Annotated in this window: 8 protein-coding genes and 3 pseudogenes; 9 read left to right on the top strand and 2 right to left on the bottom strand. The window is 42.8% G+C overall.

Features of this window, described 5'->3' with window-relative positions; translation table 11 throughout:
- Nucleotides 1–44 precede the first annotated feature (44 nt).
- From JCM14108_RS14075 to JCM14108_RS06225, 4 genes are all read left to right on the top strand, one after another.
- Nucleotides 45–824 (top strand): CPBP family intramembrane glutamic endopeptidase, encoded by a 780-nt coding sequence (locus tag JCM14108_RS14075; RefSeq protein ID WP_051996057.1) that lies wholly within the window; start codon nt 45–47, stop codon nt 822–824.
- A 33-nt stretch (nt 825–857) separates the two neighbouring features.
- Nucleotides 858–1,175, top strand: a complete 318-nt coding sequence (locus JCM14108_RS06235) for a hypothetical protein (protein ID WP_235807043.1) — start codon at nt 858–860, stop codon at nt 1,173–1,175.
- 141 nt (nt 1,176–1,316) lie between these two features.
- Entirely contained in the window at nt 1,317–1,706 is a 390-nt protein-coding gene (locus JCM14108_RS06230) for a hypothetical protein (RefSeq protein WP_051996055.1), read from the top strand.
- 32 nt (nt 1,707–1,738) lie between these two features.
- Nucleotides 1,739–2,125, top strand: a complete 387-nt coding sequence (locus tag JCM14108_RS06225; RefSeq protein WP_035179303.1) for a hypothetical protein — start codon at nt 1,739–1,741, stop codon at nt 2,123–2,125.
- Nucleotides 2,126–2,217: 92 nt separating this feature from the next.
- Here the strand turns inward: JCM14108_RS06225 and JCM14108_RS06220 are convergent, their stop codons facing one another.
- Complete coding sequence (locus tag JCM14108_RS06220) at nt 2,218–2,763, bottom strand: phosphoribosyltransferase family protein (RefSeq protein ID WP_035179302.1); 546 nt, start codon at nt 2,761–2,763, stop codon at nt 2,218–2,220.
- Nucleotides 2,764–2,765: 2 nt separating this feature from the next.
- Nucleotides 2,766–3,840, bottom strand: a pseudogene (locus JCM14108_RS06215) (NCS2 family permease).
- Nucleotides 3,841–4,116: 276 nt separating this feature from the next.
- Here JCM14108_RS06215 and JCM14108_RS06210 point away from each other — a divergent pair.
- The 5 genes and pseudogenes from JCM14108_RS06210 to JCM14108_RS06190 all read left to right on the top strand — a co-directional run bounded on the left by JCM14108_RS06210 (nt 4,117) and on the right by JCM14108_RS06190 (nt 9,864).
- On the top strand, nt 4,117–4,983 hold the full coding sequence (locus JCM14108_RS06210; protein ID WP_035179299.1) for a DUF3737 family protein: 867 nt from the start codon (nt 4,117–4,119) through the stop codon (nt 4,981–4,983).
- Nucleotides 4,983–6,156: pseudogene (locus JCM14108_RS06205) on the top strand (MalY/PatB family protein). Before JCM14108_RS06210 ends, JCM14108_RS06205 begins: the two are co-directional and overlap by 1 nt.
- A gap of 345 nt (nt 6,157–6,501) precedes the next feature.
- Nucleotides 6,502–8,750, top strand: a pseudogene (gene nrdJ, locus JCM14108_RS06200) (ribonucleoside-triphosphate reductase, adenosylcobalamin-dependent).
- Between the two features lie 216 nt (nt 8,751–8,966).
- Nucleotides 8,967–9,242, top strand: coding sequence for a hypothetical protein (locus JCM14108_RS06195; protein WP_035179298.1), 276 nt, complete (start codon nt 8,967–8,969; stop codon nt 9,240–9,242).
- Nucleotides 9,243–9,327: 85 nt separating this feature from the next.
- The gene (locus JCM14108_RS06190; RefSeq protein ID WP_035179295.1) at nt 9,328–9,864 is read left to right on the top strand and encodes a cob(I)yrinic acid a,c-diamide adenosyltransferase; all 537 of its coding nucleotides are present in this window, start codon (nt 9,328–9,330) and stop codon (nt 9,862–9,864) included.
- Nucleotides 9,865–9,866: the final 2 nt, after the last annotated feature.

Raw genomic sequence — 9,866 nt, 5'->3', positions numbered from 1 at the left:
ATAAAATATACTAATATTTTTATTAGTTCATAAGAAAGCAGGAGATGATTTCCATCACAAAAGCAAACAATCAATGGCCTCTCTCCAAACAAATTGGCTTAACCATCACACTATCAATTATTTTTTGCCTTATTTTTTTTGCACATACCCCCATGACAACATATCTCTTTCAATATGGAATCTTTTCAATATTTTCAATTTCAATCGTTCTTAAGGCCATTGGCGGATCAAAACTCTTTAACTATCCATTTTCAAGCAAACCCATCAATTTCTTGAAAATAGCTGCTTGTTTGTCGTTCTTCTTTGTCATGCTGATTTGTGGGACACCTCTTTCTTTTTGGTATGCATTACATTCCAAACATATCCTATTAATAGCTGCTACTGCTATTACAGCCGGATTCTCCGAAGAAGCCCTATTTCGTGGATTGTTATTTTCGATTTTTTTAAAAATCCTTCAAAGAAGACACAGCCAGACGATGTTTACATACGCAACCGTCTTTTCATCACTACTTTTCGGGTTTTATCATTTTGTAAACTTTACTGGCAATAATTTCTTGCCAGTTGTAGCTCAAGTAAGTTATGCATTTTCATTTGGCTTGTTTTTTTGTTTTACCAGAATAGCTTTTAATACACTTGTCATACCAATCGCCTTACACATCTATCTTGATTTCCAAGTGACTACCCTAAACGCTGTCTCCACATCTATAAATTGGCTAACCGGCTCACTAACTTTCCTTTTAATCATTATCAGCACAATCATGTATCTGCTGGTAGTTGACAAACACCTGAAAAGCGCCTACGTTTCAGTTAGTCGGGATCTATAAACATTATTATTAATAAAGGAGATGTGCTTCAATATGGCCCTTGCCATCGATATTTTCATCACTATTTACGCGTTACTAACCATGGCAGCGACTGTTATGCATCTTTTCAGCAAAGACATTTCACTCTTGTTGGTAGTCGCGTTGTTCCTGTCTGCCTTCATCACTTTAACCAGTCTGATGATTGTTTCCAGGATTCTTTCTTTGGACACGCTTTTACTGGGCTTAGTCGGCATTTCTATTTTTACCTTCGCCAACGGTTACTATTTATATGGCAGGCCCCACTGGTCACACCATTTAATTCGACTGGCACTTCACGTTGCAATTTTTATAATTGCTCTAATGGCATGGTAATCTGTCAAAATCCGAATGAAAACCCTTTAAATGATTACTCATAACAAATTTGCGTTGCTGAAATAGTTAGTGTTATCCTGTTTATAATTACATATATTCTGATAGGGGATAATAGGGGGGCCCAATAAAAGGAGTGCTCTTATGAAATTTCAATGGCGCTACAGCTTGCAAAATAATGTTCCGTGGTTGATTATGGCAATGACCGTTACTATCGATCTCCCATTCGATCATGACCTGCATTTGATGTTTCCATTTCTCGTTATTATAATCAGTCTCCTGTGGTTAATTTACTACTTAACCTTTCAACGGCCCTATTTAACCCAGCACCCTCAAGATAAAGAAAGCAACCGACATCTAAATGGTTGGGGAATGGCTGTGACCACATTTATGATAATCATAAATATTTCAATTTTACTTTCCTTTATGAAAGCATCTGATTCCCCAGACAATCTGCTCCGATTAATGTTATGGTTAATGTTTGTTACCCAGATCATCCGAGATCTTTTTGCATTTCCCAAAACAGCTAAATAACTATAAGTATAGAAAGAAGTCGAATAATTTTTATGAAAATCGAATGGCGTTACAGTCTTATCAATAACCTGCCACTCATTGCGTTATGGATTAGTTTCTTAGCATTCAACGGTTTAAGCCCAAGGGGGTGGAGCCGATTCTCGGTTCCGTTGGTTATCCTTGGTGCGTTTTGGCTGATTTATTACCTATTCTTTGAACGGTCATACTTCCGCCGCCACCCTGAACAGAGACCGGGAAGTCACCTGATTTCCGGTCTTGGCTGGATTATGACCTTCTTAGTTGTAATGGTTGCCTTTATCGTACTACTTAAATTTCATGACTCAACAATTGCGAGTCCTGCAATTCTACTGGGCAGCTTTGCCCTAATCAGCTTGATTCGCGATTCATTGTCCGTTAAAAAATTAGCGGTTGAAAAATAAGGGATTCAACCAACCGGTATCGAGAATCGGTTTATGTAGCAAAGCCCACCAACGTCAAATCAAGATGTTGGTGGGCTTTGTTTTACTTTCATTTAAAGTTTAAACAACGGCAACTGTTCCAAAAAAAGAATATCGTTACGTTTGGCAGCGTCGCCTTCCGCTAAAATCGCGCATTTAACCAATACTTCTGCACCAGCCTTTTTTAAAAGCTGTTCGGCAGCTTCAAGTGAGCCGCCGGTGGAGATAACATCGTCTACTAATATCACCCGTTTACCACGCAGGTAATCAGCATCATATCCGTCCAAAACCAGCTTTTGTTGGGTAGTCGTCGTAATTGACTTTACGGAAACTTTAATCGGGTCTTTCATATAAGCTTTCGCACTTTTCCGTAACACAATAAATTTCGGATGACGAGTGATTCGGCTCAACTCTTCTGCCAACGGGATTCCCTTGCTCTCTAGTGTAACGATACAGTCGAACGGCTTTGAAATCCTAGCTGCCAATTTACCCGCCGCATAGTGTGCCAATTCGGAATCGCCAAGCAGTACAAACGACGCAATGGCTGTCGTTTGATTAACCGGAATAATCGGTAACGTTCGTTTTAATTTTCCAACAGTCAATTCATAAGTTTTTTGCATGATTAAACCCCCAAGCCAATTAATGGTAAACCAAATTTTAAAATTGCGCCGGTCATTAAGCCGGCGAACGGATCAATAATTGCTGTGATGACCAACGTTAAAGCCGCAATTACATTATCATTTCCCTGCATTGCAGTCGCTGCGTTTTCCGGGAAAATAACAACTGCTCCTAAAATCAATAGGAAACCAGCAATTGAGGACGCTGGCACATACCTGCCGATTTTTGGCAGCCAACCAAGTAACAGAATAACTGCCATCATTAACATCATCATAATGCCGGCAATTACCGGTTCGGGCGCGCTGGCAGTCGCGGAAATGATGGTTTCTACTGGTGCGCCACCCAACAGACTGGTTCCCATATCGGCAAACGCTTGCGTTCCGGTTAATAAATTCAAATTAACCGGATTCGGCTTAATTCCCGTCATTTGACCTGTAATCAGCCCATAGGAAATATTAGCCCCAACGTTTAGGCAGGCTAAACTTAACGCGCCGCGGACAACTTTCAAACTAAAACCGGTTTAAAAATCGAAGCCGGCGTTCGACGACATGTTCAGGTAAGTCAGCTCGGTAATGGGTCCCAAACACAGCTATTAAGCTTGAGCCAATAACTGAAAGAACAATCGTCCAAACCAGGTCTTTAGTCACCAAATAACTTAAAACAGCAATCCCGATTGACGATAACCCCGAAATCCGTTCTTTTCGGGCCATATCAACCGCAATTTTCGCTAACATAATGCCAACCCCGGCCATCATGCCAGCCATAATCCCGTTTCCAAGGATTGCCACAATTTTAGTCAACGTCCCGGTTACACCAATAACTGCCATAACCAGCGAACCACCAAAAATAATCGATGTCCGCTCCCGGGGCGTTTCCCCCAGATTTCCCGTCAAAGCTAAAGATTCGGCTTGAAACGAAATTGGCGCCACCGATCCGAATACGCCATTAACAGCTGATGCAAACGCAAACGAAAACGTTGTTGGAAATACCGCAAACCCCAAGGTCATTGCCATAATGCCCTGAGGAATCCCGTTTAAGACCACCCCGACTGCCGCAAGAAAGTCTGCCAACCAATGCATTTAATTAATCCTCCATATCCGAACACTACAATTATAAACCACTATATAGTTCGTTAATATCTATTATAATAACGCATTTAACGGTAACAAGCCATTTATTTTTGGCTTAAAGAGGAACAATGATGCCCATAATCGCTAAATCATTTGATAGTTTGTAAGTTAGCCCCCGCTTAACTGTTACCATTATTTACTACTGTGGCAAGATCCCTCAATTAGGGTTAAGATTAAGCTATATGTGAATTTATCAGTCAACCATCTAAGGAAGCGACAAACTATATGAAAGAATATCGAGATCAGTATTTCGAAGGGGAACGCCCACTCTTTGGCGAGCAGGACGCCACAATTGTCAACACGACCTTTGGCAAAGGTGAATCACCATTAAAAGAAAGCCGCAATATCACCCTAAAAGATTCTATTTTTAAGTGGAAATACCCGCTTTGGTACACCAACCATGCAAAAGTTGATCGCACCATTCTGGAAAAAGTCGCCCATGCCGGCATTTGGTACACTCACGATATTGAGATGACCAATTGCTCGATTCAGGCAACCAAAACTTTCCGTCGCAGCAGTCATATCAAGTTGGTTGATGATCACTTTTCAAACGCCGCCGAAACGCTTTGGAACTGCGAACACATCAATATCGACCACGTTCAAGCCAATGGTAACTATTTTGGCATGAACAGCAGCGATATTTACATCGACCATCTTGACCTGATCGGCAACTACTGTTTTGACGGGGCTCGAAATGTTGAAGTTCATCATTCAACATTGGTTTCCAAAGATGCGTTTTGGAACTGTAAAAACGTTACCGTTTACGATTCGGTTATTAATGGTGAGTACCTGGGCTGGAACACTAAAAATCTGACTTTGATTAACTGTACTATTGAAAGCGATCAGGGATTGTGCTATATCGATCACCTGACAATGCGCAATTGCCGGTTGTTGAAAACCGACCTGGCCTTTGAATACTGCTCAAATATTGATGCAGATATTAAATCAACCATTGTCAGTGTCAAAAATCCCATCAGCGGTCGAATTCACGCCCACGCAATCGGTGAAATCATCTTGGATCCTGCCAAAATTGATCCAAGCAAAACCACGATTACAACCGACACCAAAATCACAAAAAGGAAGTCAGCTTAATGTACGATTTCAAATCGATTATTCCCCGTCGCAATACCAACTCTGTTAAATGGGATGTTAAACCTAATGAATTACCGATGTGGGTAGCCGATATGGACTTTAAGGCCGCTCCCGAGATTATTGAAGCCATGCAAAAAAAGGTGGCTTTTGGTATCTTTGGCTACGAAGAACCCCATGCCGACTATTTCAATGCCGTAGCCGATTGGTACGAGGCCGAACATCACGCCCGCCCAAACGTTGATTGGATGCTTTTTTGCACCGGCGTTGTGCCGTCAATTTCTTCCGCGGTTCGCCGAGTCACAAACGTCGGCGATAATATAGTCGTTCAAGCACCCGTTTACAATATTTTCTACCATTCAATCGTCAATAACGGCCGCCATGTCCTCTCAAACGATTTACTTTATAATCGGCGTCAACACACATACAGTGTCGACTGGGCCGATCTGGAAGCTAAATTAGCAGACCCGTTAAGCACGATGATGATTCTATGTAATCCGCACAACCCCGTTGGCAAAGTTTGGTCGCGTGATGAACTTATCCGCATCAGCAAGCTTTGCGCAACCCACCACGTTACGTTGTTCAGTGACGAAATTCATGGTGATTTGGTTGTTGGCGAACCTGCCTACACCCCACTTTTTTCGCTGCCGGAATCACTACTTCAAAACGCGATCATCAGTGTTTCCCCCAGTAAAACATTTAATGTAGCCGCCCTTCACGCCGCAACGGTGATTGTTCCCAACGAAGGTCTGCGAAACATTGTTAACCGGGGAATCAATAATGATGAACTTGGTGAACCCAACCTCTTGGCGATTCCCGGTACGATTGCGGCCTATACCAAGGGCCACCAGTGCTGGCTGAACTCAAACAGCAAATTAGTCGGAACCGTGAAACCTTCACGAATTATTGCGAGTCGTTTATTCCCCAGGTTAAAGTCGTTGCCTCAAACGCAACCTATCTGGTTTGGATCGATTGCAGCGAAATAACCGACGATTCCAGTCAGCTTGAGGCATTCATCCGGCAGGAAACCGGCCTCTATGTATCCGCCGGGACCGTCTATGGTGGCAATGGCAATCAATTCCTAAGAGTGAACATTGCCTGCCCGCAACTCATGCTCCAGGACGTTTAAAACGTTTCAAACGCGGCATTCAAACCTACGTCAAGTCCCAAAAATAAATTCCGGTCTTGTGTCCCGTTTCAAAAGTCAGTATGATAGAAATTGTCGGCCGCTTTTAATTTGGAGGTCCACTTCCATAGCAAATCAGGTTGCGGGCAACCCGTTAAAAACCAAATAATTATGGAAACTCATAAAACTAACGGATAGTTGTTTTAAGACAACGGAGCGTTAAATTTTTTTGAGGCCTAACGATCCCTTGTCACTATAGGGCTGACTCGATCATCTGCTGAATTTTGCCGGGCACAATATATTGATTATCAGCTCCCGTCGAGATACTATATATAGTGTTAACTCGAACGAATTACGAGAATCAATATCAGCATCAATCGACGGGAGGAATCGTTATGCAAGCAATGAAATTGTCATCAGTCTCACTCTCTGATGAGTTTATCAATCAAATTAAAAACGAAATTACACCGCACTGGGGAGAATTGGGCTGGGTTACATATAAAAGAACTTATGCCCGTTGGATCCCGGAAAAGCAACGGACGGAAAATTGGGATGAAACCGTTAAACGAGTGGTTGAGGGTAATATCAACCTCGATCCACGGCTCCATCAGGATAACGTTGATCCACAAGTGATTAGCGAACTAACAGCTGAAGCAAAGAAACTTTATAAGTTAATTTACGGTTTGGCCGCAACTCCTTCAGGACGGAACCTCTGGATTTCCGGGACACCTTACGAGGCTCGAAACGGTGACGCCTTGAACAATTGCTGGTTTATTGCCGTTCGCCCACAACCGTACGGCGACAGCCATATTGTGCCGGAATATCTTAAGGCCAACCAGCCGGCCGTTTCCATGCCTTATTCATTTATGTTTGACCAATTGATGAAGGGCGGTGGCGTTGGCTTTTCCGTTACTAAAGAAAACGTCCACAAGATTCCACTGGTTAACAACAAGGTCAACTTAACCGTTGTTATCGATAAGAATAGCGCTTCATACGATGCCTCTTTAAAAATGGGTGCCGTTGATAAGGACGCCTACTTCAAAGAACACGCTGTAACGGATGCCGCTTACTATCGATTGCCTGATACCCGTGAAGGTTGGGTATTGGCCAACGCGCACTTAATTGACTTACACTTTAAGTCAACCAACCCCAAGGGACAGGAAAATCTGGTTCTGGATGTTAGTGATATTCGACCAAAAGGCGCTAAAATCAAAGGTTTCGGTGGGACTGCTTCAGGTCCAATGCCGTTAATTGAAATGCTTTTTGATATTAATGACGTTCTCAACAATCGATCCCGTCGCCACCTTTCATCCGTTGATATGACCGATATCGGCAATATGATTGGTAAAACCGTGGTTGCCGGCAATGTCCGCCGTTCCGCAGAATTAGCTCTGGGTTCAGCCGACGATGAAGCCTTTATTACCATGAAACAGGATAAGGAAAAGCTGTACCATCACCGCTGGGCTTCCAATAACAGCGTGGCGGTTGATTCCAAGTTTGATAATTATGGTCCAATTGCCGATTCTATTCGCCACAACGGTGAACCCGGAATCGTTAACTTGGAGCTTTCCAAAAACTACGGTCGTAAGATCGATGGGCTGCAAAAGGATATCGATCCAAACGTTGAAGGGACCAACCCTTGTGGCGAAATTTCCCTTTCAAATGGTGAGCCGTGCAACCTGTTTGAAGTCTTCCCTTACGTGGCATCTCAACAAAATTGGGATCTCGATGAAGCCTTTACGTTGGGCACTCGTTTTTCTAAACGCGTAACGTTCAGCCCTATGACTGGGAAGTCTCCCGAAAAGCAATCCAAAAGAATCGGCGAATCGGGATTTCAATGTCCGGTATTCAAGATTGGATTCTAAGTGAACTTGGCAACCGGGTCGTTACAGGCTATGAAGACGTTACTGATCCTGAAACCGGCGATTCATATAAGAAACCGATTTATGATCAACGTGCCATCGATAAAGTTAATGATTTGTATCATGCAGTGGTTAAAGCTGATAAAGACTACTCCGATGAACTCGGCTGCCAGCCTTCTATCAAGCACACAACTGTTAAGCCGTCCGGTACTGTAGCCAAGTTAGCCGGCGTTTCTGAAGGCATGCATTTCCACTACGCCCCATACTTGATTCAACGAATTCGTTTCCAAGATTCTGACCCGTTACTACCAGCACTAAAGGCTTGCGGTTACCATGTTGAAGCAGACATTTATTCCAAGAATACAATGGTTGCTGAATTCCCAATCCGGGCAGCTCACGCCGACAGCAAGAAATTCGCTTCGGCTGGTAACGTTTCGATTGCGGAACAGTTCGCTACTCAGGCATTCCTGCAGACTTACTGGTCCGATAATGCGGTTAGTTGTACCGTTACCTTCCAACCGGATGAAGGCGAACAAATCGCACCATTAATGAAACAGTATCGTTACACAACCAAGTCAACATCGCTGTTGCCATACGTTGGTAATGAATTTAAACAAGCACCAAAAGAGCCGATTGATAGTAAGACCTATGAAAAGAAAGTTATGCAGATTCATGGTGACGTTCAACGTGTCTTCAATCAGTTAAACAATAATCACGATCAAAAGGGTGCCGAAATCATCGGCCAAACCGACTGTGAGGGTGGCGCTTGCCCAATTAAGTAATTGGCCGGCATGAATCATGTTTATTTCCCGCACAATTAAACCCGAATTCAAATGATCAATTCCTTTTTGATCAGCCAAAACGGAAACCCGCTTCAAGGTTTCCGTTTTTACATACTACTATCGACTTTTAAACAACCGGATGGCTTTGTTAAAAAATTACCTTGGTGTTATCGTATTATATAGTATAACAACTTTTAGTAACCAGGAGGATTCAGATTGCAACCCTTTAAAAAGCCAGGAAAAGAACCGGAAAATTTCCTAAAGAGTCTCCGCTTTATCGATCCACGCGATTTCCAGCAATTCAAACCGGATGCCAGCAATGATTCACAGACAGAACTGATTCGAATCAAACGCGTACACCGGGAATACCGCCACGAAATCAGACGGGAAAAAGCTGAATTAAGAATTATTCATTTTAAACTTTTTTTGCTGGGCCGCGAGAGCCTGATAAGATTTATCCGTCACATGATTACCGGGCGAAACATCTCCTAAATTTTTGCAATTAACTATCGCAAATTTTTCAAAATTCACTTATGATTAAACTACTTACTTTTTATAAAAGGAGCCTTGAACAACAATGGTTAAAATTTACACTAAGGTTGGCGACCACGGTAAAACCAAACAAGTAACCGGTAAAATGGTCCCCAAATATGATCTGCAGATTGAATCGTTGGGTGCTATTGACGAACTGGACTCTTGGATCGGTTACGTTATTTCAATTCTTTCACCCAAGGCCCAATCATTAGCCCCCAAGCTGAAGACCGTTCAGCGAAACCTTTATGAACTTCAGGCTGATATTACCGTTAAACGGCATCACAAAATTTCAACCGCGGATACCCAGCAGCTTGAAACCGAAATTGACGAGATAATGGCCCAACTTCCAGTCATCAAGGCATTTATTCTACCGGGCGGCCATCCTTCGGGTGCTTCACTTCAATATGCCCGAGCGCTGGCTCGAAAAGCCGAACGGTTGGTTGTTGAATTAAACGATAAACAGCAGCCGTTAAATGCCGAAATCCTGGAGTATTTAAACCGGCTTTCCGATTATTTATTTGCGTTAGCTCGTTACGCCAACCTTTTGGAAGGCTATGACGAGGAAAAAAGTAAACTGTAACG

Origin of the sequence: Lentilactobacillus farraginis DSM 18382 = JCM 14108, from assembly GCF_000583655.1 — a bacterium.
In the GTDB taxonomy this organism is placed as follows: Bacteria; Bacillota; Bacilli; order Lactobacillales; family Lactobacillaceae; genus Lentilactobacillus; species Lentilactobacillus farraginis.
The sequence above is the reverse complement of the archived record's forward strand: the minus strand, read 5'-3'. Positions and strand labels throughout refer to the sequence as shown.

Coding starts and splice junctions, on each gene's coding strand:
- JCM14108_RS06225 (WP_035179303.1), top strand. CDS start 1,739: ATGAAAATCGAATGGCGTTACAGTCTTATCAATAACCTGCCACTCATT.
- JCM14108_RS06220 (WP_035179302.1), bottom strand. CDS start 2,763: ATGCAAAAAACTTATGAATTGACTGTTGGAAAATTAAAACGAACGTTA.
- JCM14108_RS06190 (WP_035179295.1), top strand. CDS start 9,328: ATGGTTAAAATTTACACTAAGGTTGGCGACCACGGTAAAACCAAACAA.
- JCM14108_RS06235 (WP_235807043.1), top strand. CDS start 858: ATGGCCCTTGCCATCGATATTTTCATCACTATTTACGCGTTACTAACC.
- JCM14108_RS06210 (WP_035179299.1), top strand. CDS start 4,117: ATGAAAGAATATCGAGATCAGTATTTCGAAGGGGAACGCCCACTCTTT.
- JCM14108_RS06230 (WP_051996055.1), top strand. CDS start 1,317: ATGAAATTTCAATGGCGCTACAGCTTGCAAAATAATGTTCCGTGGTTG.
- JCM14108_RS14075 (WP_051996057.1), top strand. CDS start 45: ATGATTTCCATCACAAAAGCAAACAATCAATGGCCTCTCTCCAAACAA.